Genomic DNA, 25,790 nt, shown 5'->3' on the forward strand with positions numbered 1-25,790 from the left:
AGGGCAATGGCTCTCTGGCCTTTTTATCATTATAAATAAGAGTGGGTGATACTAATGAAAAAGAAATATGGGCGTATAATGATTTCGGGTATAGTTGTAACAGTATCAATTGCAATCGGCTCCATCCTCAACGCCCCCGCCGACGGCGCAGGCACCACCCCAGGCACCACCGATGACCCAGTTGTCACCAAAAGCTACGTAGACCAACAAATCCAGCAAGCACTGAATGGCGGTGGTGGAGGGAATACCAACCCAACCAATACTACACAACCATCCCAAGGTGCCGATGAAGTCAAGAACGTTGCACTGAAGCCAGGCAAGATTCTAATCGCCGACGCAGGAACGGAGTTCATCGTGCGTTCAGGCAACGCTATGATCTACACAGAAGTCGCTAGCGGTGTTGCGGATCTTACCGATGGCAAAGACCTGTTAAACGGCGAAACGGCGCCTAAGAACCATCTGCTTTCCTTCCCACGCGAAGGTCGCGGTATCCAGGTGAAAGAAGGCCAGACAAGCAATCTAATTGTCATGGTGCGCGGCGGTTACACCATTAAATAGTGTCAGCAATTAGGGGGGGGAGCCTCCTGATAATATTGCCTCTTCCACTGAGTGGCATTACGTATAACTTTCGGTGGGTATCATCCTCTTATAATTATTGCCAGTTAAGACAACGTTTTATACGTGTTGACGCTGTGTTCTCGACAAATAATAACTTCTGTAAAAACCAATACAGGAGGTGTATTTTCATGGCACGCAGCAGTCGTAATCGTCAAGTGGTTCCGGAGAGTCGTGAAATGCTGAAGCAAATGAAATACGAAATCGCAGCAGAGTTTGGATTGCCGGTGGGATATGGCAGCAGCTCGAATGGAGCGGATACGGAATTCGGTTCAGAGCTTGGAGCCATCGGAGGAGGTTCCTCCAGCCGTCGCGCTGGATGGGGGCATCTGACATCCCGCGAGAACGGATCCGTTGGCGGAGAGATCACGAAGCGTTTGGTTCAGAACGCCGAGCAAAGCCTTTTCGGCAGACTGTAGTCATTTTTCGATATAAGACGGAACTTATTCTTGATTAACATCCGATTGAAAAACCCAAGAAAATCCTTGAAAAACAGCTCACTAACTGGATTGACACCTGGTAACAAATAAGTTAATATGCATGTTGAGGATTGTACATTTCAAACCTTTTCCTGTCGGAAAAGGTTCATTTTTTGTGTAGGACCTCTTGATATATCACATACTATTCATATGGGAGGTTGATCTCATGTCTTTAACAGGGCGACGTTTATTTACATCTGAGTCCGTAACTGAAGGACACCCGGATAAAATCTGTGACCAGATTTCTGATGCGGTACTCGATGCTTTTTTGGCTAACGATCCGAACGCACGCGTAGCTTGTGAAGTTTCCGTTGCGACTGGTCTTGTTTTGGTCATTGGTGAAATTAGCACTAAATCTGAATACGTGGATATTCCATCCATCGTACGCAATACCGTGAAGGAAATCGGGTATACCCGTGCAAAATACGGTTTTGATTCCAATACATGCGCGGTGTTGACATCGCTGAATGAGCAATCGGCCGATATTGCACAGGGGGTAAACGCTGCACTGGAGAATCGTGATCCTTCCCAAGTGGACAAGGAAACCGAGAACATTGGTGCTGGTGATCAAGGTCTGATGTTTGGTTTTGCAACCAACGAGACGCCAGAATTGATGCCTCTTCCAATTGCATTGTCTCACCGCATCGCTCGTCGTTTGTCCGAGGTTCGTAAAGACGGTACGCTGGATTACCTGCGTCCGGACGGTAAAACTCAGGTGACGATCGAGTATGACGGCAATACGCCGGTTCGCGTGGATACGATCGTGGTATCGACTCAACATGCCGAAGAAGCAACACTGGAGCAAATTCAAAAGGATATTAAAGAACAAGTCATTCTTCCTGTCGTACCGGCTGAATTGCTGGACGCAGAAACTAAATACTTCATCAACCCTACCGGCCGTTTCGTCATCGGTGGTCCTCAAGGCGATGCTGGTCTGACTGGCCGCAAAATCATCGTGGACACCTATGGCGGCTACGCTCGTCATGGCGGCGGTGCATTCGCCGGTAAGGATCCTACAAAAGTCGACCGTTCCGCTGCTTACGCGGCGCGCTACGTGGCTAAAAACCTGGTTGCCGCAGGACTCGCGGACAAGTGCGAAATCCAATTGGCTTACGCCATCGGTGTCGCTAACCCAGTGTCGATCAGTGTCGACACATATGGTACAGGTAAAGTGAGCGAAGAGAAGCTGGTTGAGCTTGTGCGCAACAACTTTGACCTGCGGCCGGCTGGAATCATCCGCATGCTAGATCTTCGTCGTCCGATCTACAAGCAAACGGCGGCGTACGGACATTTTGGACGTACCGACCTGGATCTGCCTTGGGAACGCGTAGACAAAGCCGAAGCGCTGAAAGAACAAGCTGGCGCAAACTAAGGTAATTTTAGGATATGTTCCGGATATAAAGTTTAGGCATGTGCCATTCCATTTTTCTTTTGAAAAAAGGCACATGCCTTTTTGTGCTATAAATCCGTTCGAGATGTAGTGATGAAACTGGAGACGAATTAGGATTTATGACAAAAATGCAATAATTATAAAGCCGATGCCTAGTGTAGGTATTGGCTATTTTTGATTAATAAATGGTAATAAAGGAATATACTTTATGACAAACTAGTTACTTTTAGATGAAAATATAGTAACATAGGATTGATTTACATAGGCTACTAAAAAATGCCGCTACAATTTTGCTAAGACTTGGTGTACGATACGCGAAAGTGTTTTTTTTATAACAAATTCGTAACTTTTCCTCAAAAATGAAGTCTATTAAATAGAGACTTTATATGTTCGGCATCCGTGTTGAACGAGAGATGGGAGAGTTACGATTACATGGTAAGTCAGGGGAAAACACTGAAGTCTGCAAAATCAGGCGTGGGCAAGAAATGGTTGATTATCACATTGGCCGGGGTCATCTGGGTGGGCCCTGTGCTGAGCAGCGGAATACCGGTGATAGGAAATCTATCAACTTCCCCGGTAGCATACGCGGCAACCACATCAGCGAAGAAGCTGGGTGAGGAAATCATTACGTCCGGCGCGGTTTTGATGAAGTATCAGTATACCAACAGTGCCGGCGCGAAATCGCTGGCGAATGTCATCCGGGTGGATCTCAACAACAAATATGTGAAGCTGGATGTCATGACAGGGCAAGGCAATCAATTTACAACAAGACAAAGCACGGGCGGGATGGCGAAGGAAAACGGTGCAGTAGCAGCGATCAACGGGGATTTCTTTAACACCGGCAGAGAAGGAGCCCCGATGGGCGCTCAGGTCTCGAATGGTCTTTTGATGTCGTCGCCTTCGGATCTTAAAGGCATGTATGCTTTTGCCGTAACGAATGACGGAAAGCCGATCCTGGACGAATTTGCTTTTTCGGGAAGCATTACCGCTGAGAACGGAACCACATTCCCGCTGGCAGGCATGAACAAAACCGCATACACGCCGGAGGGAACCGGATCGAACTATAGCCATGTGAACGCAGCTTATATATACACAAGTGCATGGAAGGCTCTCGAGCGTCCGAAAAACAGCTCTAGCACACCGACCGAAGTGATGGTGACCGACGGAGTCATTACGGATATTTCGGTGATGGCTGGAATACCTACGGCAGTTCCGGAAGGAAGCTACATTCTTCGTACGCATGGCGCAGCAGCCGAGTTCGTGAAGAACAACCTGGCCGTAGGCCAGAGGTTAGAAGCGGATTATGCGCTCGTATCGAAAAAGACCGGTCAAAAGCTGGATCCTACGAATCTGCAGATGATGATTGGCGGCCATACGATCCTGGTGGATAACGGCAAAGCGACGTCCTTTTCAAGAAACGTGAATGATCTGGGAGGCAATCGTGCGCGTACGGCGGTGGGTTACTCCAAAGACGGACGTTACGCATACCTGATCGCCACGGAGAGCAACGATAACAGCAAAGGCATGACGCTGCAGCAGCTACAGGATTTCATGACGAAGGTTGGCGTATGGAAGGGAATGAACCTCGACGGCGGCGGATCGACAACGATGGTCAACCGACCATTAGCCGAGATGAATACCCAGCTGACCTTCAACACGGAATACGGAACGACGCAGCGAAGCATCGTTAATGCACTCGGCGTGTTCTCGACGGCACCTAAAGGCAGCTTGAAGGGCTTGAAGGTAAGCGGCAGCAACGCACTGCTGATCGGACAAATTGGAACATATCAACTCAAAGGCTATGATACTTACTATAATCCAATTGAGGCTGGCTCGATTAAACCGACCTGGAAAGCCAGCAATGGCAACCTTGCGGTTAACGGCCAAAGCATAAAAGCAACGAAGCCGGGCACATCGACACTGACGGCGGTAAGCGGCAGCACCAAAGCGACGATGCAAGTCAAGGTGCTGGGTGCGGATGATCTCGTTGCCCTGACTACAGGCGTTTCCAGTGCACCGCTGCAGGCTGGAACGAGCGTTTCCGTACCGGTAACCGCCGTAACGAGCAACGGCCAAAGCTTGGAGGTTCCGAGCAGCGCGCTGAAATGGGAGTTTATCGGATTCAAAGGCAGTGTCAAAGACGGCCGCCTGACCGTATCCTCCGTGAACAGCAATACAAAAGTCGGTTATGCCATCGCACGTTATGACGGATTTAGCACAGTCGTTATTTTGTCGGCAGCAGGCGAGAGCACGTGGGAGAACTTCGAAAATGTAAATTACCCGGTGAAGTTCACGACCAACGTGCCTGCAGTTACCGGGACGGCAGCGATCCAAAATGGCAGCGGAACAAGGGCAACCTCCAAAGTCTTGAACCTAACCTATGATATGACAGGCGGGCTGGGACAAAAAATGTACGCTTATGCCGAGCTGAATGGCACGACAGGCAAAACGATTCCTGCACAGGCAACGTCGATGACGATTGACGTGGAGGGAGATAACAGCCTGAACTGGCTGCGTGCCGAGCTCAAGGACAATAACGGAAAAACCGTGTATGTCGATCTGGCTAAGGCGATTGATTGGAGCGGCTGGAAGACGCTGAGCATCGATTTGAGCGGATATAACATTGCGTTCCCGGCTCAGATGAAGCGGCTGTATGTCGTGAACGTGGAAGAGGGCCAGGACGAGCGTGCATTGACTGGGGCCGTGTCTTTTGACGATATTCGCTTCACGATGCCGTCCCTGTCAGGAAATGAAGGACTTCCAACCGGTAAAGCGGTCATGACCATTGGGCAAAAATCGCTCATGCTGAATGGTTCGAAAGTGGCAATCGATTCCGCGCCAATCCTGAAAAACGGAACGACCTATGTTCCGATTAAGCATGTGCTCGACGCCTTCGGCGGGCAAGCGACCTGGAACCAATCCGCGCAGCGGGTAGGCGTTCTGAGAGGCGGCATGCTCATGGAATTGACGGTAGGAAAAAAGGAATTCATCCTCAACGGTAAACGCAGTTCGGCGGCTGTGGCACCTATGGTTCAAGGCGGTAGGACTTTGGTCCCTCTTCGTCTCGTTTCCGAGCAATTAGGCCTTAAAGTAAAATGGGACAAGAACACGAAGACCGTTACGATCGAATCATGATATGGTATGATATGTATATGAAACGTTAGAAATGGAGTAGAGTGCGTGGATTATCAAGCCGATGCCATCGACCGTGTCATAAAAAATGCCATCAAAGTGATGGAGGACAGCAAATACCAAATGTTCGAAATATTGGAGGCGTCGCGGCAGGAGCTCGCGTCTCTCAATCATGAACTGCAGCGGACATTAAAAGAAACGACGGAAACCTTAGAGAAGGTGGATCAGCTGGAGCTGAACTACCGCCGTTCCCGGATCCGGCTGACCGAGGTCAGCCGGGATTTCGTCCGGTACAAGGAAGAGGACATCAAGCAGGCGTATGAGAAAGCAACGCAGCTTCAGCTTGACCTCATGATCTACCGGGAGAAGGAAATGTATCTGAAGGCTAGACGAGATGAGCTGCAAAAGCGGGTTCGCAATGTCGAGAACTCGGTGGAGCGCGCAGAATCGATCGGATCTCAGATGGGCGTAGTGTTGGAATACTTGTCCGGCGAGCTGGGCCAGGTATCCCGAATCATCGAATCTGCGAAGAACAGACAGGTCATTGGACTCAAAATTATTCTGGCGCAGGAAGAAGAACGGAAACGCATATCCAGAGAGATTCATGATGGACCTGCGCAATTGCTGGCGAATCTGGTTCTTAGGACGGAAATTGTAGAAAGAATGCTTGCAAAGCAGGAATTTAAGATGGTGCAGGACGAAATAGTAGATTTGAAGGGCCAGGTGCGTTCGAGCCTGGAGGAAATGCGAAAAGTCATCTTCAATCTGCGTCCAATGGCACTCGATGATCTAGGATTAATCCCCACACTGCGTAAATATGTGCATGATTATGAAGAGAAATCGAAAATCCGCACGATCTTCGAGACACGGGGGAAAGAGCATCGTCTCTCTTCTGCGATGGAGGCGGCCATCTACCGGTTGGTGCAGGAAGCACTTTCGAATGCTGCAAAACATGCTTACCCGACTTATGTGCTTGTTGAAATCACCTACCAGGCGCAATTGGTCAAAATCGTGGTACAGGACAATGGCCTGGGATTCAATGTCGATTTGCTGGAGCAGAAAAGCAAGGACCACTTTGGGTTAATTGGCATGCGGGAGAGGGTTGAGCTGCTCGAAGGGAGAATGGAGATCGATTCAGCCGAGAATCAAGGAACCAAGATCGTGATTCATATCCCGACGAACGTAGAAAAGAGAAAGGAGTAATCGGATGGAACATTTGGAGAAAGAGAACACGATTATCAAAGTATTATTAGCGGATGACCACCAGCTGTTTAGGGAGGGTCTGAAACGCATACTGAATATGGAGGACGACATTGACGTGATCGGCGAATGCGGCGACGGCATTCAAGTGCTTGAGTTTTGCAACGAAGTGAAGCCGGATATCGTGCTGATGGACATCAACATGCCGACCGAAAACGGCGTTCAAGCGACCGAGAAATTACGTGAAATGTTTCCTGAGATCAAAGTTATTATTCTGTCGATTCATGACGACGAAAGTTATGTGTTTGAAACGCTCCGTAAGGGAGCGAACGGTTACCTCCTGAAGGATATGGAAGCCGAGTCACTGATTAATGCGATTCGTTCGGTACATGAAGGATATGCATTTATCCATCCGAAAGTAACGGGCAAGCTGATCCACCAGCTCCGCCGGATGACGTATGTAAACGAAGCAGGCGCGATGGCGGAGAGCGGTTCGCGTGAAGCTGGAGTCAAGTTTGTGGCAGGCGAGAACAACCCATTGACAAGGCGCGAAGCGGAAGTGCTTAGACTAATGGCCGAAGGCAAGAGCAACAAGATGATTGGGGAATACCTGTTCATTAGTGAAAAAACTGTAAAAAACCACGTCAGCAGCATCCTGCAGAAGATGGAAGTGGACGACCGTACGCAAGCGGTTATCAACTCGATCAAATATGGCTGGGTGACGTTGTAATCGCCGATCCGAATGCACGGACGCGTCTTACATAGGGAGGGAACTGCCAAGGGCGGTTCCTTTTTGTTATGATCATTGGGGGGTACAGCATGGCTTAACTCTTTTCGGTAACAAGCTACATAATAAACAACTGCTTATACCGCTGCCTATTTTTGATGAAAGTGCTAGGGCTTTCTCGATATCGCAAGAAAACATCCGCTAACAGCGATCTGGCTCTGTGAAGTAAACCTCGATAGGTGCTTTTGTTAAGATATCATCTCGTACTAGCACCGAAGCAGGGGGAATACGGATATTGCAAGAAAACAACCGCTTAACTGCGGTCTAGTGACTGTGAAGTAATTACGGTAGATGTATTTCTGGCAAATAAGCCGTTCCCGACAAGTTCCGTGTGGGCACCGGTTACATAACTGTCACCGTCCTTTCCTGGTCAGCATATATTGTTGATAAGAGAAGGAGGTGAGTCTCATGGTTGCCCAATTGCTGTGGATACTCGCGGTGTACGGGATCGCTGTTGCTCTGGTTCATATCGTGCATGCCCGTCATCTCCGAAGAGCTAGTGAAGGCACGGGGCGGCGCAGACATTATGTGCTGATCACGTCCAACCATGAGCGGCAGGTGGAATGGTATTTGAGAGCCCTTTCCTGGTATGCCCTGCTGAGCGGGACGCGCGTGCGCGTCACCGTCCTTGATGACCAGTCGTATGATGATACGTTAAAGATTGTCAAGAGATTGACTCATTTGTCCGGAATTGAACTGGTATACGGGACTTGGAGATCCGGTGATCCGGCATCACAAGAAACGGATGTCGATCCGAATGAAGACGAAGTCATACGGGTCGATCTGAGAAACCCGATGGAGGCTGTTCAGATTCCATATGTACAGGGATAAACATCGGCAAGTTGTTTTGGTTCCCGGGATGATACTCATATTGTTGAAGGCGTGAAGCACACTCCGAGCGTATAGCGAGGGGTGTGCTTTTTGCGTTTATTGGCGTATTGGGGTGGAAGATGTAGGGATCAGATGCTTATAAATCGTAGCAATGACAGTATTCGACAAATGGCGTTGTGCAATGGAGATGTTTTGGTTTGGGTGATCTGAGCGTTGAGGAGAGAAACAAATAGGAAATGGAAGTCACTGCAGTTAGATAAGGACGATCGTGCTTTATATTGATTTGGAACTAACTCAAACTATGGCTTGAGATTCTAACTTCTATTAGCAGGATCGGCTAAAGGGTTTGAGTTGTTGAAGATGAGGAAGATAGGTATTTGAGAAAGAAGCCCAAATAATTCGTTATTCACGGAGCTCTATCGAATCTTCATATAATGCTTCCCCGACTGGTATTAGATGACCATATTTTTTATGAAACGATCTGAAAAGCAACTGAAGCATGGTGTGAACTACCAAGTTTCAGTACCTATATATGATCTTTTGAGCTGTTTATACGTCTCAATATTGGAGTTGATGTCATGCAGATTGCCATTTATGCCATTCGAGAAGCAGAAGAATGGAATTGCTATCTCTCGCTGGATATGAGGGTGGACCTTCAATGGTGGTATGGAAGAAAGGGGCGGGTGATTGAAAGGGATAGTGTACCGTTAGTGGTACTGTTATCCTCTCGAGTACCACTGGGATGGGCCGTTGAAATCCAAGCGAGATTTCAGCCGATTCCAGACATGGATCGATGGGTGAAGTCGGATTGGCAGAGATTTATGTACCAGGCATTAAATCCGTTTTTACTGCAGGAGCCGGAGAGCAGCAGGTCGAAATGGAGCGTATTGCTGCAGGAAATCCAAGTGATGGATGGGGCCTATCTAAGTTCCTTGATCGAAAAGGGAGCCGTGCTAGTGGGCTGGGATGCACTGGTGCAGCAGGCAGAGCTGCTGATCGAGTGCATGGCAGGACGAGCCTTGCTTGCTGGCGAGGTCGAAGCATTGTTGGGGGAGGTCGCCGTGGGCACCGGCGACTGGCGCGCTGCGGCCCAGCTCGGCGTCCTGCTGGGCCGCCTGCGCTTGGAAGCGGGGCTGGCACAGCCCGCCCCGCGCAGAGGGCCCGGCTGGCTCCGCCGCCGGGCCATGGCCTTACGCTGCCGGCGCTGCGGCAGCGAGGCCAAGAGCCGCACGGCATGCGCCGCGTGCGGCTCGGCGGCTTGCGCCTATTGCGAGGCCTGCCTCGCGATGGGGCGCAGCCGCGCTTGTGCCCTGCTGCTGCATGGCACAGCAGGGTCGGCCGTGCGGGGCACGGCCGGGGGCTCCCCCACCGCGGCCTTGGGCCAGTGGGGGCTTAGCGCAGCGCAGAGCGCCGCCGCTGGCGCTGCGCTGCGGTTTTTGGCGGAGCCGCCCGCAGGGGGCTCCGCGGGGTCCGCCGCCCGGTTTCTCATCTGGGCGGTGACCGGTGCCGGAAAGACCGAAATGATCTTTCCGCTGCTGCAGTCCATTCTGGATGCAGGCGGGCGCGTCTTGGTCGCAGCGCCAAGACGGGACGTGGTGCTGGAGTTGGCACCTCGGTTATCCAAGGCATTTCCCCAAGAGACGGTGGTCACGTTATATGGCGGAAGTCCGGAGCGTTGGAAGCGGGGGAGCATCACGCTGGCAACGACGCATCAGCTGCTGCGATTCAGGGGAGCTTTTGATCTGGTCGTGATCGACGAGATTGATGCCTTTCCCTATCATAACGATCCGATGCTGGATTACGCGGCCAAGGGTGCTTGCAAACCGGGGGGGAAATATATCTATCTGTCAGCTACCCCGCCAACGCCTCTACAGCGCGAAGCAGCGGCTGGCCGATTGCCACATGCGAAAGTTCCCGCACGCTTCCATGGTCATCCGTTACCCGTTCCTCATAAACTGAAAATGTTTGCGGTGAGCCGCTGCCTACAAGAAAAAAAGCTTCCCCCACTCCTGGTTCGCAGCCTGAGTGCCTCTCTGAGACGTGGAGCTCAGGTGTTCCTGTTCGTTTCCCGGATCAAGCATATTGATCCTATTCTGGAACTGCTCCGCGAGGCGATTGCCCATATGCCGATTGAAGGGACTTCATCCATCGACCCGGAGCGGGCGGGCAAAGTGGTGTCCTTCCGAAACCGCGAGATTCGCTTGCTGGTGACAACAACCATTCTTGAACGTGGGGTAACGGTTCCCAAGAGTGATGTTTTTATTTTGGATGCAGATAGCGAGCTATTTGATGAAGCGGCCTTGATACAGATGGCAGGACGTGCGGGCCGATCCAAGGATGATCCAGCAGGACGTGTAGTGTTTGCTGCACCGCAATGGACGAGATGCCAAAGCTCGGCTGTTCGGCAAATCAAGGCGATGAACCGAATCGCTGGTAAGGGCGGGTATTTACGAACAGTTCAAGAGTTGACGGGTAAATAGGAGGGGTGACTGGGGAGTAAGCGTGTGGGCGTTAATTATAGTTCTCGTCCTCCTGATGTTAATCTCATGGGTACCTTATGGAATCTAATAGATTCACATAGATACTTTTAGCTCCCATACATTCTCGTCTCTCATGGATACTCGTAGCCTTCCATAGACTCTTATAGTCTATTGGATTTCTTAGATTCCCTTAGATCCCCTTAGATCCCCAGTGCTTCTCATAGTTCTCAGATTCCTATAATTCCAAACCATCCTTACATAACGGGATAATAGATGACCGAGATGTCTGCTAGGGACATGGTAATGGATCGAGAGCTTCAACAGCTCCTGTGCATGGGGGATTTAGTAACTGCGGTTTCATCCGAATCGAGAGTTCGGTGGCCAAAGCGCAAGTAAATATTAATCCCGAATCATGTAACTCATTCAATATAAGCGAAATAAAAGGTTATATCAGCGGCTGCAGTGGCGATATGAACGCACTGTTCACTCTGTAGTCTTTTATCCGCAGAGCGGCATTCTTTTTTCAATCTAACCAAGAAAGGAAGGTGCGTCTTTGATATCCAACGTCTTAAGCCAACTCTTCGGGCACATGCATCGCTTGCTAAAACCGATGGACGAGATCTGCCTCACTTGCGGAAAAATAGGCTCATGTAACCAGGAACTTCAGGGGATATGCCATGCCTGTTATCGGCAGATCCCATGGATTTTCAAACCCCGATGCTTGCGATGCGGGCGGGGAATCGGTTGTCCTGACTGTACTCGATTAGGCGTGAACGATCGGAGCTTTGTTTTGAATCGGAGTGCGGTAACCTATGACGCGCAGATGAGGGAGTGGCTGGCCCAGTATAAATATAGGGGGAATGAGCGGTACGCACCTCTTTTGGTCGAGATGATGCTGCGAGCCTATACGATGTTCCATCGAGAGACGAACGTCCGTATGTTTGATCCTCGTTTGAGAAACGCTCGTAGTGTGCCTTGGAGCATACATGCCGTCACTTCGGTCCCGGTTAGCCAGGAAAGGCTGCGGGAGAGGGGGTTCAATCAAGCGGAAGTGCTGGCTATGGGGCTTGCCGCTAGCATTAAAACTCCTTATGTTCCGCTGCTGGAACGTAACCGTCACACGGATAAACAGAGTTTTAAGAGCCGGGTGGACCGGCTAAAGGATATGGTGGGTGTTTTTGGCGCGTTACAGCAAGCATCCGAAGTGTTGTGGTCTATAAGTAAGCGGGGCGCAGCGAATACCGGTTCTCCAGAGGAGATATTACCGAACATGGGGCCTCTTCGTATATTACTCGTCGATGATATCTATACCACTGGCAGTACGATTAACGCTTGCGCGCAGGTTTTGCGAGGATACGAATCCTTCTTGGAAATGCCTATCGAGATTTATAGTTTAACCTGGGCCCGCTCATAAACAACCGAAATAGGAAAAATATGTGGATTCTCCTTTCGAATGATAGACGTAAGCCCTCAGATAATGTAATCTAGGGGTATCAAAGGTTCTATGTGGCATGGAGGTTGTTGAGCATGAATTTGGGGAATTGCCCTCGGTGCGGCAAGTTATATACGGTGAATATTCGGGAAATGTGTCCTGAATGCATGAAAGTGATTGAGAAGGAATACGAGAAATGCGCAACCTTCCTGCGTGAGCAAAAAGGCGCAACCATCCATGAGGTATCTGAGGCTACGGAAGTATCCGTGCGGCAGATTACCAAGTTTATCAAGGAAGGCCGAATCTCGATTGCGAACGCGCCGAACCTGGCATATCCTTGCGAAGTGTGCGGAACGTTGATTCGCGAGAGCAATATGTGCGAGTCCTGCCGGACCCGATTAACGAGGGAGCTAAGGCAGGCGGCTGCTGGCGACCAGGAACATCAGCCTGGGTCCCGCAAAGACAGAGAGACTTATAGTGCAGTCGATAAACTGCGCAAATACTAACTTTTGAACTATTAACAATGTTTCATATCCGGCCGATAAACTTAGTAAAGCTTATCGGTCTTTTATTTTAAGTGAGGTGAATAGGGCGTGAAGATTAACGAATCGGGACGTGTGAACGGCATCAATTCGTATCAACGGAATATTGAATCTCGGGAGATGCAGCATATCGATAAGAAGAAACGCCGCAAGGATGAAGTATCAATCTCCCCGGAGGCGATGGAACTGAGTGCACAGAGTAAAGTACAGGATCCGGAACGCGCGGAGAAAATTCAGCGTTTGAAGGAAGCTGTAACCAACGGCACATATGAAGTGCCGGTTGATCGTTTGGCAGACAAATTACTCCCGTATTTTCAATCCTACAATAAATCAGGTGAGTCCAAGTGAGTGCTAGATCCATAATCGAATATATGAAGCGTCAGGATGAGCTGCATCAGCAGCTCATAGAGGCAGGGAAAGATAAAAGGCAAGCCATTCTGGATAATGATGTGGAACGTCTTACAGCGGTCATGACCAAGGAGAACCGCCTGCTGAAGCAGGTGGCGGAAACGGAAGCGCTGCGTCAAGGTGCCGCAGATGATTTTTTGCGTGAGAAGGGCATCCGCTCCCAGCTTCAGCTGACGGTTACTGAAATGACTCGTCTTGTATTTAACCCGGATGAAAAAACAGAGCTGCAGGATGTGCAGCAGCAATTGATGGACAGGCTTATGGAGCTCAAAGAACTGAATGCCATGAACCGGGAACTGATTGAGCAGTCTCTGGCATTCATAGATTATAGTCTGAATTTATTAGTCAGCCGTCCGGAGGATGATATGCTTTACCAGCATCCGCAACATCAGAATCCGGCGGGCAAAGGCCGAAGCATGTTTGATACCAGGGCATAAGCAGAAAGGAAAATGTAGATGAGATCCACATTTCATTTGCTCGAAATCGGAAAGAGGGGCTTGATCGCCCAGCAAGCTGCACTTAACACAGCTGGTCATAACGTTACGAACGCGAATACGCCGGGATATTCCCGCCAGACAACCCGCCTGGTTGCAGCTAACCCGATCGCTTTTCCGGGATTGCAGCGCTCTCAAGCGGCTGGTCAGCTCGGGATGGGCGTAGAAGCGGCGAGTATTCAGCGGGTTCGGGACTTCCTGCTGGATATCGAATACCGCAATCAGAACACGAATTTGTCGACATGGAGCGTTCAGCAAGAGACGCTTTCAAATATTGAGGGGATTTTTAACGAGCCTTCGGACAGCAGTTTGAGCGCGAGCATTGCGGAGTTTTGGACGGCTTGGCAGACGCTGAGCAAGAATCCAAGCGACACCGATTTGTCCGCCCGGATGGCGGTTCAGCAGAAAGCGATTGCTTTGACGGAGACGTTTAACCATATTTACTCCCAATTAGATACGCTCAGTAATAACTTGACGTCCCGCATCGACACTAAGGTAGCGGAAGCTAATAATTATATTGAGCAAGTGGCTGAATTGACGCAAAGCATAAAACGCATCGAGGGTCTTGGCGATAACGCAAACGATTTGCGCGATAAGCGGGATTTGCTCGTTGATCAGCTATCATTGCTCGGAAACGTCAATGTCACGGAGACCGGTGACGTTTATCAAGTGACGTTTGGTAACCAGGTCGTGGTTGATGATATGACGTTTACCCCGATTACAAACGCGATTGCGGGCGCATTGACTGGCGGGGAGATTGCTGGTTATGTGACCTCCCGTGATGTGCATGTTCAAGGGTATATCACCCAGTTGAACATTATGGCCAATACACTGGCTACCGGTAAAGTGGAAGTGACCCTGCCGGCTGGAACGATTCTTCCACCAGGTGTCAACATACCGAATGCGGTTATGGATGCGAATAACCCACGTAAACTCGCCGAGGATACTAAGCATACGGTTGATGGCCTTAACGGACTACATAAGTTAGGCTATACCCTCAATGAGCCGGCCACAACCGGCGGCGATTTCTTTGTCTCTGCAAACGGCGGGCCAATTACGGCTGGGAATATGAGATTAAGCCAGACGATCCAATCTGATCTGAAGAACATTGGTGCCTCGCTGAGGACCGAAATGAAGACGAATCCGGATGGAACAACCTCTGAGGTCGTTCTCAAAGGTAACGGCGGCATGGCACTTCTGATCGCGGGGTTGTCGGAGCGGACGTTTAGTTTCAATCCGAACAACAGCAACGGCGCGGTAACGGACATAACAAACTTTGAAGGATACCTGCAGTCCGTCATATCCAAATTGGGTACGGACAGCAGTAACGCCATCAAGATGGTGGAGAACGGCACGTTGCTGGTTGAGCATGCAGATACACTCCGCCTATCGATTAGCAGTGTATCGCTTGATGAAGAAATGTCGGACCTCATTCGCTTCCAGCATGCTTACAGCGCATCATCTCGTGTGGTCACTACCATTGATGAGATGTTGGACAAATTAATTAACGGTACCGGCGTTGTCGGCAGATAGGAGGAATAAATCATGCGCATAACCCAATCCATGATGACTAGCTCCATGATGAGCGGCCTGCAAGGCAACTACCGCAGACTGGACAAATACCAGGAGCAAATGATGACCCAACGCCGGATTAACCGTCCTTCCGACGATCCGGTGGGAGTAGCTAGTGCACTCCAGTACCGTGGTCAGATTACTGCGACGACGCAGTTTGAGCAAAACGCGGAGGATGCGGATTCGTGGTTGAAATATGGAGATACGGTTCTAACAGAGACAACGCAGATTATACAACGATTGGCTGATCTCGCTGTCCAAGGTGGAACTGATACTGTACCAGCCGATGCACGTAAAAATATTGCCGAGGAAGTAGAACAATTGTATGAACAGCTTGTTTCTCTCGGTAACTCCCAATTTAAGGGGAAGTATATTTTTAATGGTGATCGAATTGATCAAAAACCATTCCCAGATGATCCGTCACAAACGGCCTATACTTTGGATCAAGGTGAGGTTAAATATCAGGTTGGTGCTGGGATTACCGTATCAGTAAACACATTAGGAGAGCAAGTTTTTGGTGCTTATGGGGATGCAACCGGTATATATGCAGTAGTAGATAACTTTAAAAAGGCGTTGTTAGCAAACGATACTACAGAAATTCAGAAGGCTATTCCCTCCCTCCAAAATAATTTGGAGACAGTAATTACAGCCCAATCTGAAATGGGTGGTAAACAAAATCGATTGGAATTCACACTAAGCCGCCTTGGAGATTTGAATATAAATTATATGGATCTTCAGTCTAAGGTGGAGGATGCAGACATTTCAAAAGTAATCATTGACTTAAAAACCTCTGAAAGTATATATCAGGCTTCTTTGGATACAATGGCACGTATAATACGACCAAGTCTACTTGATTTTTTAAGATGAGACGGGGGGTATAAATGCAGTTTCCTCAGATTCAAATCCAACAAGGATATTCAAAGTTGGGCCTGCAGACGACAAGAGGCCAGCAAAGCATAGAACAACCAAGACCTTCATTGAATATGAGTCAGAAGCATGTTTCAATCGAGATCGAAAGTGTGAAGGGGAAGCTTGAGATTGACTCTCGTAAAGCTTGGTCTGCTTTAGGCAAAGCCCGATTTGAGGAGGTTACAGATCGAATTGCACAAGCCTCTTTGCAAATTTCTATGCAAAACATAGCCGAGATAGCGCAAAATGGAGACCGGATGATGGCTATACATGAAAATGGCAATGTATTTGCTGATATTGCTCGACAGAATGTGTTTAAAGAACGGCCAATCGAGATTGCTGGTGAGCCGGGATATGATAATGTTGATATTACTTATACTCCAGGACAAATCCAAATGAATTATATTCCAGGAGGAGTGACATTCCAACCAGAAGTTCACAGACCAGTGATAGATTATTATCCTGGTAAGGTAAATCCATATCTAATTAGCCAGAATTTCATATTCTTGTCGGTATCAGGACAACAACTCGACGCAGTTGTGTAGCGATTCATAGCTATAATGAACTAAAGTTCATTATAGCTATTGCTATTTTTGAACTAGGAGGTAATAAAATGATCGTAAACACAAAAAGATTTGGTGAGATAAAGTTAATCGATAATGAGAAACAGATTATAACGTTTATCAGTCCGATATTAGGTTTCTCAAACTTATCAAAGTATATACTATTTCAAGAAGAGTCAGGAGCGTTTGAATATCTTCAATCTATTGAAGATGAAGATTTGACATTTGTTATCGTAGATCCATTTATATTTTTTTCCGATTATGAATTTCAACTTGATTCCCATTGGATTGATGTTTTAGGGATTGAAAATGATCAAGATGTTAGTGTCAGAGTTATTGTTACGGTACGATCTGCAAACGATATAACATGTAATCTTAAGGCTCCGCTCTTAATGAACGAACAAAATTATCTGGCGGCACAAGTCGTTTTAGATAATAGGAGATATTCCACTCGACACTCACTTGTAGTTGAGGGGAAAGGAGAGAGTGAGCATGTTGATCCTATCGAGAAGTAAAGGACAGAAAATTATTATCAACGATAATATTGTTCTTTCTGTAATCGAAGTCAGCGGTGATCAGGTTAGAATCGGTTTGGAAGCACCTTCTAATGTTACGATTTACAGAGAAGAAATTTATGATGCAATACAACGTCAAAATAAAGAGGCCGTAGAAATTAATGACGATGTTCACTCGATTCTCCAAAGTGTTACTTCGGCTCGAAAAAAATAAAATAAAAATATTAGTTTGCTATAAACAAAAATAATATCAAGCCGATAACTATATTATGGGTCGAAAGGCTTGGTAGTGACGGCCGCATGCCATGTCTCGATCACAAATTGGGTGAAGCAAGGATGCTAATCACCAACACATTCCAAGGAGGAATTTTATCATGCGTATTAACCACAATATCAGCTCTTACAACACTCAGCGTCAGTTGACTTTCAACAATAATAGTTCTGCAAAGAACTTGGAGAAGCTTTCTTCCGGTTACCGTATTAACCGTGCTGCTGATGATGCTGCTGGTTTGGCAATTTCTGAAAAAATGCGTAACCAAATTCGTGGTTTGGAACAAGCTAACCGCAATGCTTTGGATGGTATTTCCATGATCCAAGTAGCTGAAGGTGCTTTGAATGAAACTCACTCCATGCTGCAACGTATGGGTGAACTGTACACTCAAGCAGCTAACGAAACGTTGACTACTTCGGATGCTAAGAAAATCCAAGATGAAATTACTCAGCTGACTGAACAAATTGATAGTATTGCTACTCAAACCAAATTCAACGGTAGAGAATTGTTGTCTACTGCCGTAGATGCTAAAGAATTGGAATTCCAAGTCGGTGCAAATGAAGGCGACACAATTACACTGGAACTGAAAGGTGCTCAAATGGCACAACTTTTCGCAGCTGGGGCTCTGGTTGACTTGACTCTTACAACAGATGCGAACCAGTTGAATGATGCTGCGAAACTTGAAATGACTAAAGTTCAGAAAGCAATCGATCTGGTGTCTGAAATTCGTTCCGGATTGGGTGCTGTTCAAAATCGTCTGGAGCATACTATTAACAATGTTGGAACGACTGCTGAAAATCTGCAAGCTGCTGAATCCCGTATCCGTGATGTAGATATGGCTAAAGAGATGAGTGATTTCACTAAGAACAATATTCTCACTCAAGCTGCTACTGCAATGTTGGCTCAGGCTAACCAACAACCACAAGGTATCTTGCAACTGCTTAGATAATTATCGTATATTTAATGGCCGGCCGGATAATCCGGCCGGTTTTTCTATAATATCAGGCAATTTTAGAGGGGAATAGTGAGAATGAAAGTGAGTAATGATTCGTCAAAGCTTCCTTTCATTAGGCAGAAACAGTTGCCATCATTAGTTGGAGATTCTACTACATTGAGTAAACCGCGACAACAACAAGATTACCCGCTGTTTTCAGCCCTTGATGGAAGACACGAGGAATTGGTGGAAAAAGCTAATAAAACTCTAGAAGACCTCAGTACGGAATTGAAGGTAACATTTCACAAAGAAACAAATCAATTAATGGTCAAGATTGTGAAATCTCAAACCCAAGAGGTTATAAAAGAGATACCCCCAGAAAAACTGGTTGATTTGGTTTACAATTTATGTGAAATCGCTGGTATTTTTACGGATCGTAAAATATAGGAGGTGACAGGGAAATGACAATCAAAATTAGCGGTATGGCTTCAGGAATGGATATTGATAAAATTGTTTCGGACCTTATGAAGGCCGAAAAACTTCCATCTCAAAAGTTGCACCAACAGAAACAAACGGCGATTTGGACAAGAGACCAGTATCGTGAAGTAAATATGATGTTGTCGAAATTAACTAACGCTGTAGATAAATTAAGGTTTGCTACAAATTTTTCAAAGCTTAGTGCAAATTCAAGTAATTCATCAGTTGTTGAAGCTACTATGAAAACTGGAGCGAAGGAGTCTTCTTACAGTATTCAAGTCAATCAACTGGCAACATCTGCTACAGTGATTGGAAGTGAAATCACAGTCCCTACGTTTCCATCAGGAACTGTCACTCTATCGGATGGAACAAACAGCAAACCTGTAACCCTGGATGGAAAAACACCACAGAATGTGGTGGATGAGATCAATAAGCTTGGTCTTGGAATTCGTGCAAGTTTTGATGCGGTTAACAATCGAATTTCTTTGGTTTCGTCCACGGTAGGAGGAAAGTCGGAAATTACTCTAGGTGGTAATGTTGGCCAATTGGGATTAACTGCTGGTACAACGAATGGTGACAACGCAGAAGTTCTCGTAAACGGCAAGACGGTTAGTATAGCCAATAACAGTCTTGAATTAGACGGGGTTTCCCTGAAGTTGAAAGGGGTCTCCACAGGACCAGTAACTGTAGGTGTATCCAAGGAAACTACTTCTGTTAAAAATCAAATCATGGAGTTTGTGAATTTATACAATACAACCATTGATAGCTTGCGTGAAAAATCATCAGAGTCGGTTTTTCGGACGTTTAAACCATTGACCGATGAAGAAAAAGAATCGATGACAGATAAGCAGATCGAACTGTGGGAGAGCAAAGCTAAAAGTGGTCTTCTAAGAAATGAAAGTATTCTTGAAGAAACAATGAATACTCTTCGAAATAATCTTTCTAAAGAATTGACGACCTCAGGGGTATTTAATTCATTGAGTGATATCGGAATTAGTTTTAAGTCTTTTATGGACGGTGGAATTAAGGAACTGGGTAAGTTGAAGGTAGATGAAGCTAAACTGGAACAGGCAATTAATGACCACCCAGATGATGTTATCAATTTATTTACTCAAGCTCCTACAGCTGATAAATCAAAACCAAGTGAACGTCTCGCACAAACAGGTTTTGCGGATCGCATATATGAAGCACTTAAGACTCAGAGCAGCAAAATCATAAAAAAAATTGGCAGTGGTACTAACAGTGAACTTGTTGATAACAGCTACTATGGAAATCTTATAAGAGATCTCAATTCAAAGATTAAAACAACAGAGGATCGATTGGAAAAAGTTGAAGATCGGTACTATAAGCAGTTTGTTGCAATGGAAAAGGCGATTCAAAAGTTGAACAATCAAGGGTCCTGGCTATCACAACAATTGGGTTAACATACGTTTTATATTGAGGAGAATAACTATGATGATGCAGAATTACCAACTTCAGTATCAAAAGGTGAGAGTAGAGACTGCGAGTCCGGGGGAACTGACCCTTATATTGTATGAAGAATTGTACCGAAGACTTAATTTGTCGAGGCATCAGTTTGAGGGTGGGAATATCGAGGAGAGCAAACAAAATGTTCAGCGTTCTCGTGATATCCTTCAGGAACTTCTAGTTACCCTCAATATGGAATATGAAATTTCACAACAGTTGTACCAATTATATAATTATTATTTGAGAAGATTGAACGACTTTATCATCCATAAGAATATAGAACCCTTAGAAGAAGTCATTGAATTTTCGAGAGATATGGTAGGCACATGGAAACAGGCATTACAAATTGTAAAGAGTGGAAATGACCAATGACCCAGAAGCAGGCTGAAGAAATATTACTGCAGATCAAAAATTTGTGTGAAAAACATATTATCAACTTTTCTGCAAGTTCATATTTAATTGATTCAGAGAGAATTGATCATCTTTTTCAATTATTGTACACGGCCGATACAGAGGCTTTTGAGGACTCAAATTCCTGGAAGAGACACTGTTCGGAAGTTCTGCAATTGAACGATAAATTGAAGGTGATAGTGGGGGGGAAAATGCTAGAAATGAATCGTATCAGAAACATGAATTATAATTCAATGAATAAAGTTGAAGCTTTTTATATTGACCGTAAGGGTTAGGACAGAATAAAGGAGGACAAGAAAAATGAAGATCAGACGCTGGCTATTAAGCTTATTAGCCGTGATGATAATAGTGGCAGGGCTACAATGGTTACCGGGAAAAATCGAAGCCGCAGATAATTATCTCACAGTCAATAAAACAGTTACTCCTAATAACATCCTTGAGGGAGAAGAGGTTGATGTAAGGCTTGATATAACAGGTGCTCCGCCAGTTAATGTGGTATTACCCAACGATGTCATATTAATAATAGACAGATCAGGCAGCATGGGAACACAGAAAATGGAGGATGCTAAAAACGCTGCAAAAGGATTCATCGATTTGATGGATTTCTCAAAACACCGAGTTGGTATCGTTGACTATAGCGATGCATCCCGTTCGTTTGGGTTAACAACAGATACGTCTTCCGTAAAAGATTATATTTCCACTATAAAAGCTAGCGGTGGTACTGCAACAGGAGACTCTATATCAAAGGCTATGGAAATGTTAGAGGGTCATAGAGACAATGCTCAGCCTGTTATAGTACTGTTAACGGATGGCGATGCTACAATACCAAGCAATAACCCGTATCAGTTTGCATTGGATAAAGCAAATGAGGCTAAGGAAGCTGGAATTGTATTCTATACGATAGCTCTTTTAGAATCTAACGCTAATCCAGACACTAGCGGACCAAACAAGTTGCTTAAAGAGATGGCAACGACAGCTCACCACCATCACTATGTGCTTGGCTCTGTTGGACTTTCTGAAATTTATGCTGCGATTGTTCAAGAAATTGGTTTGGCTAGTGCATATGATGTAATTGTAGATGATATAATATCCAATCAATTTGAAATTATCCCAGGCTCATACGACAATAATATCCCTAAACCGATTGTTGAGGGAAATAAGCTGACGTGGAATTTCCTTGAGTTGAAAAAAGACACACTCTCATTCACTTATAAAATAAGGCATAAAAAAGGAAGTAAAGTGGGTTTGCTCCCTGTAAACGGTAACGGGACGCGTATTACATATAAGGATTATACGGGTGTTTCTAAGCAGGCGAATATTCCTAATCCAACTGTAACGGTTAAATATCCTGCTCCGGTTATTACAGCTGTTACTCCATCTGAAGGTAAAGTTACAGGTGGTGATACTGTAACGATCACTGGTGAGAATTTTAGGGAGAATCCTCAAGTAACTTTTGCTGGAAAATACTCTACACAGGTTGACTATATAAGTCCAAATGAGGTTAGAGTGCTGGTGCCACCAGGTAATCAAGGAGAGGCTGTGGTTAAACTCATCAATGACGATAATCAAGCCGCTACTGCAAACTATACTTATTATGATGATCCTGTAATCACCAATATATTACCGAACAATGGACCATTGGAAGGAAATACTCTGGTGCAAGTTAGAGGTAGCTCCTTTTTGAAAGGTGTAAAGGTTAAATTTGGTGAAGTCTATTCGACCAGTGTAACATTCAATCATAGTGGTTATCTTTCCGTCATGACACCAGCTGCTACTAATCCAGGAGTTGTGGACGTCGTTGTTGAGAATCCGGATGGAAGAACAGCTACGTTGTCCCAGTCATACACATATAATGAACCACCCAAAATGACAGTGACCTCAATTACCCCGGACAAGGGCCTTACAACGGGAGGGGAAACCGTTACAATTAATGGAACACTCATTCAAACTGGAAGTAAAGTCTTCTTTGGCGATGTGGAAGGTACAAATTATAAATACTCTAGTGTAAATAAAATGTTGGTAAGTGCACCTGCCAATAATACTCCTGGAACGGTAGATGTCCGCATTGAAGGGCCAGACGGTTATTCCGTTGACCTGCCAGCTGCATATACTTATGAGAATCCACCGCTTCCGCCTGCCCCAACAATACTAAAAGTAACACCGGCATCAGGAGTTATGACTGGAGGGAATACAATATACGTAGATGGGACAGGGTTCCAACCTAATGCTAAAGTTTATTTTGACGGAAGTGAAGTTTCGAAGGTTGTGTTCTCTACTTCTTCCAGGCTTTCAGTAACTGCGCCTGAATGGCCTACACCTGGAAAGGTTGCAATTACAGTTACTAATCCTGATCTACAGTCGGTCACTCTAGCGGATGCGTATGAGTATTTGACGCCACCACCACCACCTGGTCCGGCAATATCTGCCGTGTTACCTGCTAAAGGGCCTTTTTTAGGAGGAAATCGAGTTTACGTAGATGGTCAAAACTTTGCCAATGGAGCACAAGTTTACTTTAATGATCAAGCAATTGCTACAACTTTCGTAACTACTTCACGGCTTTCGATTGTTGCACCAGAAGCTACAAACCAAGGTTATGTTACGGTAAAAGTAGTGAATCCTGATTCACAGTACGTTGAGAAGGCGAATGGCTATTTATACGAGGCACCTATAGTTATTCCAGCACCAATAATTACATCAGTAACACCAAATACAGGAGCCAAGACAGGAAACTATCTCATGGTTATTAATGGTGAAAATTTCCAAAGGGGTGCTGTAGTGACGATTGGTTCTACTCAGTTAAACCTGTATGCTTATGTGAACACTACACAAGTAAGGGTTATGATTCCTTCGTCTTCAACTGCTGGTACTGTTGACGTTACGATTACTAATCCTGATGGTCAATCAGCTACATTAACAGGCGGATTTACTTATGAAGAACCGAAAATATCAATCAGCAAGTTAATCCCAGGAAATGGCCCTTTAGCCGGTGGTACATCGGTATATGTTGATGGAGCGAACTATGATCCTGGAATGACAGTCACTTTTAACGGGCAACAAATAAGCTTTACTTACGTCTCGAATGCGAGAATTCGAATTATTACACCTGCTGGAACTGCCCAGGGAGCAGTACCTATTGAATTGACCAATCCGTCGGGCTCCACTGCAACTGCTCAATTTACCTATGATGCGCCCCCTGTTATTCCAGCACCTTCAATTAGTAAGCTGAGTGTGGCAAGCGGCTCGATAGCTGGTGGTTACACAATGTACGTGGATGGTGCTTATTATCAGAATGGTGCGACTATAGACTTTGGAGGAATAATCATTACCCCTCAGTTTGTCAATAGTTCACGCTTAATGATCAGGGTTCCTTCCGCAGTTACTCCAGGAATTGTTTCGGTTACAGTCAACAACCCTGATGGAAAGAAAAGCAATTCGAAAGATTTTGAGTACAAGTAATTGCATATAGGAAAGGCCTTATTGGGTCTTTCCTTTTTTTATTGTTCATGAAATCTAATTGTATGACGATATATATTATTAAAGGGTTATAGGGTATCAGTAGGAGGGGTTTTGTGGAGAAGATAGTACTAACACCAAGGTATATGAATTCTTTTGTCTGTATTGGTAGTGAATGTGAGGATAATTGTTGTTCTGCGGGGTGGCAAATATCTATTGATAAGAAAACATATCTAAAGTATAAAAATATCAAGCATTCTGAATTGAGAAAAGAAATTAAAGATTCTGTCAAACGAAATAAAAATGAAGTCACAAGCGACTCAAAATATGCCTTTCTTAAAATGAACGAAAATAAACATTGTTCGTTACTCAATGAAAACAAGATGTGCGCCGTGCATTTAAAGCTCGGTGAGGATATGCTTTCACCAGTATGTGCAACCTTTCCAAGAATCCAGAATCAAATTGATAATCAGTTTGAGCTATCAGCCACATTATCTTGTCCCGAGGCTGCCAGACTAGCTCTTTTGAATCCTGATGGTATTGATTTCGAGAAGAAAGATTACGAGCCAAACAAAAATTGGAGCACAAAGATTAATCTTAAAACCCAGAATATAAATAATGGGAACATGAAATTCCATGAAGTTAGAGAATTTGCAATCGATATAGTACAAAGTAGACTTTTAAGCTTAAGTGATAGACTTATTTTCTTAGGATTGTTTATGAATAAACTACAAGAGATATTGGACAGAAAAAGTTATCATGAAATAAATGATCTGATTCAAGAATATCAAATCAAACTCTCTACTGAGCAATATTTAAATAGCATTCAGCTTATACATGATAATATTTCTTTGCAAATTGAGACGACAATAGGATTGGTTAAAGCTCGAAAAAAGTCAGACATTAGTAGCGTGAAATATCTCGAATGTTTAGAAGATTTGATGAACGGTTTGAATATTCGAGATGAGAACCATATGGATAATCAAAAAGTGGTGGATGTTTACCTCTTTAATTATAAAAATTACTATGCTCCTTTTATTGCTGGATATGAGTATATTTTAGAGAATTATGTAGTGAATTATATGTTTGAGAGCATGTTTCCTAATATGGCAGTTGGGGATCCCTTTAAGGACTACATTAAATTGGCCTCCTTATTTGCTATGTTAAAGTTGCACTTTGTTGGAATTTCGGGGGAGTATAAAGGGCTTAGCCAAGATTTAGCTGTGAAAATTATTTATACCTTTGTTCGTGCATTTGAACATAATTTATCGTACAAGAATGGCATGATGGAGCTGATAGAGGAAAATGGATTTAATACACTGGCCCATATCGTATCATTATTGAAAGATAGAAAAATTGAAAAAATTCAAATTTAAACGAGCTGAGATATTATGGATCTCTGTTAGAAATAGAGTTAGCTGAGAGAAC

Annotated in this window: 24 protein-coding genes; all 24 read left to right on the forward strand. The window is 45.5% G+C overall.

Annotation, left to right across the window (positions count from 1 at the left end; all coding sequences use genetic code 11):
* The first annotated feature begins 54 nt into the window (after window positions 1-54).
* A complete protein-coding gene (locus tag RB298_RS12915; protein WP_486047267.1) occupies window positions 55-558 on the forward strand; it encodes a hypothetical protein in 504 nt (167 codons plus the stop codon).
* Window positions 559-746: 188 nt separating this feature from the next.
* Window positions 747-1,034 (forward strand): alpha/beta-type small acid-soluble spore protein, encoded by a 288-nt coding sequence (locus RB298_RS12920; RefSeq protein ID WP_486047268.1) that lies wholly within the window; start codon window positions 747-749, stop codon window positions 1,032-1,034.
* Window positions 1,035-1,260: 226 nt separating this feature from the next.
* On the forward strand, window positions 1,261-2,466 hold the full coding sequence (gene metK / locus RB298_RS12925) for a methionine adenosyltransferase (protein ID WP_486047269.1): 1,206 nt from the start codon (window positions 1,261-1,263) through the stop codon (window positions 2,464-2,466).
* 450 nt (window positions 2,467-2,916) lie between these two features.
* Window positions 2,917-5,619, forward strand: a complete 2,703-nt coding sequence (locus RB298_RS12930) for a stalk domain-containing protein (RefSeq protein ID WP_486047270.1) — start codon at window positions 2,917-2,919, stop codon at window positions 5,617-5,619.
* Between the two features lie 45 nt (window positions 5,620-5,664).
* A complete protein-coding gene (locus RB298_RS12935) occupies window positions 5,665-6,819 on the forward strand; it encodes a sensor histidine kinase (protein ID WP_009594214.1) in 1,155 nt (384 codons plus the stop codon).
* Between the two features lie 4 nt (window positions 6,820-6,823).
* Window positions 6,824-7,546, forward strand: a complete 723-nt coding sequence (locus RB298_RS12940) for a response regulator (protein WP_009594205.1) — start codon at window positions 6,824-6,826, stop codon at window positions 7,544-7,546.
* A gap of 465 nt (window positions 7,547-8,011) precedes the next feature.
* A complete protein-coding gene (locus RB298_RS12945) occupies window positions 8,012-8,434 on the forward strand; it encodes a hypothetical protein (protein ID WP_015737728.1) in 423 nt (140 codons plus the stop codon).
* A 578-nt stretch (window positions 8,435-9,012) separates the two neighbouring features.
* Window positions 9,013-10,914, forward strand: a complete 1,902-nt coding sequence (locus tag RB298_RS12950; protein ID WP_486047271.1) for a helicase-related protein — start codon at window positions 9,013-9,015, stop codon at window positions 10,912-10,914.
* Between the two features lie 790 nt (window positions 10,915-11,704).
* A complete protein-coding gene (locus RB298_RS12955; RefSeq protein ID WP_486047272.1) occupies window positions 11,705-12,328 on the forward strand; it encodes a ComF family protein in 624 nt (207 codons plus the stop codon).
* 113 nt (window positions 12,329-12,441) lie between these two features.
* Complete coding sequence (locus RB298_RS12960; protein WP_009594229.1) at window positions 12,442-12,852, forward strand: TIGR03826 family flagellar region protein; 411 nt, start codon at window positions 12,442-12,444, stop codon at window positions 12,850-12,852.
* Between the two features lie 87 nt (window positions 12,853-12,939).
* Window positions 12,940-13,236 carry a flagellar biosynthesis anti-sigma factor FlgM gene (gene flgM, locus RB298_RS12965; RefSeq protein ID WP_015737724.1) on the forward strand — a complete coding sequence of 99 codons (297 nt, stop codon included), beginning with the start codon at window positions 12,940-12,942 and terminating at the stop codon, window positions 13,234-13,236.
* Entirely contained in the window at window positions 13,233-13,733 is a 501-nt protein-coding gene (locus RB298_RS12970; protein WP_119846169.1) for a flagellar protein FlgN, read from the forward strand. The genes flgM and RB298_RS12970 overlap by 4 nt, the downstream gene beginning before the upstream one ends.
* Window positions 13,734-13,751: 18 nt before the next feature.
* Window positions 13,752-15,323 carry a flagellar hook-associated protein FlgK gene (gene flgK / locus RB298_RS12975; protein WP_486047273.1) on the forward strand — a complete coding sequence of 524 codons (1,572 nt, stop codon included), beginning with the start codon at window positions 13,752-13,754 and terminating at the stop codon, window positions 15,321-15,323.
* Window positions 15,324-15,335: 12 nt separating this feature from the next.
* Window positions 15,336-16,229, forward strand: coding sequence for a flagellar hook-associated protein FlgL (gene flgL / locus RB298_RS12980; protein WP_452519030.1), 894 nt, complete (start codon window positions 15,336-15,338; stop codon window positions 16,227-16,229).
* Between the two features lie 14 nt (window positions 16,230-16,243).
* Window positions 16,244-16,816 (forward strand): DUF6470 family protein, encoded by a 573-nt coding sequence (locus tag RB298_RS12985; RefSeq protein WP_452519032.1) that lies wholly within the window; start codon window positions 16,244-16,246, stop codon window positions 16,814-16,816.
* A 68-nt stretch (window positions 16,817-16,884) separates the two neighbouring features.
* On the forward strand, window positions 16,885-17,349 hold the full coding sequence (fliW, locus tag RB298_RS12990; RefSeq protein WP_486047274.1) for a flagellar assembly protein FliW: 465 nt from the start codon (window positions 16,885-16,887) through the stop codon (window positions 17,347-17,349).
* Window positions 17,327-17,563 (forward strand): carbon storage regulator CsrA, encoded by a 237-nt coding sequence (gene csrA / locus RB298_RS12995; protein WP_216534489.1) that lies wholly within the window; start codon window positions 17,327-17,329, stop codon window positions 17,561-17,563. Before fliW ends, csrA begins: the two co-directional genes overlap by 23 nt.
* A 160-nt stretch (window positions 17,564-17,723) precedes the next feature.
* Window positions 17,724-18,569, forward strand: a complete 846-nt coding sequence (locus RB298_RS13000) for a flagellin N-terminal helical domain-containing protein (RefSeq protein ID WP_486047275.1) — start codon at window positions 17,724-17,726, stop codon at window positions 18,567-18,569.
* 81 nt (window positions 18,570-18,650) lie between these two features.
* Window positions 18,651-19,001 (forward strand): flagellar protein FlaG, encoded by a 351-nt coding sequence (locus tag RB298_RS13005; RefSeq protein ID WP_486047276.1) that lies wholly within the window; start codon window positions 18,651-18,653, stop codon window positions 18,999-19,001.
* Window positions 19,002-19,015: 14 nt separating this feature from the next.
* On the forward strand, window positions 19,016-20,455 hold the full coding sequence (fliD, locus tag RB298_RS13010; protein ID WP_486047277.1) for a flagellar filament capping protein FliD: 1,440 nt from the start codon (window positions 19,016-19,018) through the stop codon (window positions 20,453-20,455).
* 28 nt (window positions 20,456-20,483) lie between these two features.
* Window positions 20,484-20,870, forward strand: coding sequence for a flagellar export chaperone FliS (fliS, locus tag RB298_RS13015; protein ID WP_486047278.1), 387 nt, complete (start codon window positions 20,484-20,486; stop codon window positions 20,868-20,870).
* Window positions 20,867-21,184, forward strand: coding sequence for a hypothetical protein (locus RB298_RS13020; protein ID WP_486047279.1), 318 nt, complete (start codon window positions 20,867-20,869; stop codon window positions 21,182-21,184). The genes fliS and RB298_RS13020 overlap by 4 nt, the downstream gene beginning before the upstream one ends.
* Before the next feature lie 25 nt (window positions 21,185-21,209).
* Entirely contained in the window at window positions 21,210-24,365 is a 3,156-nt protein-coding gene (locus RB298_RS13025) for an IPT/TIG domain-containing protein (protein WP_486047280.1), read from the forward strand.
* Window positions 24,366-24,478: 113 nt separating this feature from the next.
* Window positions 24,479-25,738 carry a flagellin lysine-N-methylase gene (fliB, locus tag RB298_RS13030; RefSeq protein WP_486047281.1) on the forward strand — a complete coding sequence of 420 codons (1,260 nt, stop codon included), beginning with the start codon at window positions 24,479-24,481 and terminating at the stop codon, window positions 25,736-25,738.
* Window positions 25,739-25,790: the final 52 nt, after the last annotated feature.

Origin of the sequence: Priestia sp. BR_2, assembly GCF_041954005.1 — a bacterium.
GTDB lineage: Bacteria > Bacillota > Bacilli > Paenibacillales > Paenibacillaceae > Paenibacillus_AQ > Paenibacillus_AQ lautus_A.